This is a genomic window from Nitrosopumilus sp. b1 (assembly GCF_014078545.1).
Taxonomy (GTDB): Archaea; Thermoproteota; Nitrososphaeria; order Nitrososphaerales; family Nitrosopumilaceae; genus PXYB01.
This window is the reverse complement of record NZ_MU078718.1, coordinates 1-635: the sequence shown is the minus strand read 5'-3', so window position 1 is coordinate 635 and position 635 is coordinate 1. Positions and strand designations below refer to the sequence as shown.

General features: G+C 35.3%; 2 protein-coding genes. One reads left to right on the top strand and one right to left on the bottom strand.

Translation table 11 applies throughout. The features are described 5' to 3' along the window. On the top strand, positions 1 to 267 hold a 267-nt coding region (locus tag C6988_RS04855), incomplete at its 5' end, for a helix-turn-helix transcriptional regulator (protein WP_182133939.1). Here the strand turns inward: C6988_RS04855 and C6988_RS04850 are convergent. Then, a complete protein-coding gene (locus tag C6988_RS04850; RefSeq protein ID WP_182133940.1) occupies positions 258 to 461 on the bottom strand; it encodes a hypothetical protein in 204 nt (67 codons plus the stop codon). The genes C6988_RS04855 and C6988_RS04850 overlap by 10 nt on opposite strands. Positions 462 to 635 lie beyond the last annotated feature (174 nt).

The following is a 635-nucleotide window of genomic DNA, read 5'->3' as shown; positions in this document are numbered from 1 at the left end:
ATTCTCAATTATACGATAGAGCAACCTCATTCTGTTATTGATATTGTAAAAGCATTAGATATTCCAATGACTACAGCATACAGACGAGTTAACAACTTGACTGATGAAAAGCTCCTCAAAGTTACAGGCTCTATTGTAACTGATGATGGGAAAAAATACTTTCTTTATCAAAGCAAACTCAAAGCAATCTATGTAGTCTTTGGACTAGAGTCCCTTAACGTGCAAGTAATCGAGAACAAAGATTTTGTTAACAGCGCTTATTGGTAAACGACTTTTTTTGGTTTTGAGCTGTTTCGAGGTTTAGTTCGAAGCTTTGATCTACAACACGGACATCTATCGCCATCATATTTTATGAATAGTGCACATAGAGTACATCGTTTTTGTCCTTCTGCATACTTTAATCGCAGCATTGTTTTTTCTGCCTGATAGTCTTCACAAAATCCTTTACACACTTGGGCCATTATTCCTTAAACCCCCACAAAAATCCGCACTTCTTGCAGAAGATTCCATATTGATTAACACATGTCTTATTGCTACCACAAGCAAGACAGATTCGAATTAATCTTTCTTGATGTCTATGATTACTTGAGAAATCAAGATTTGCAAGTATTTGTTTCATGTATTATTTACGGCAA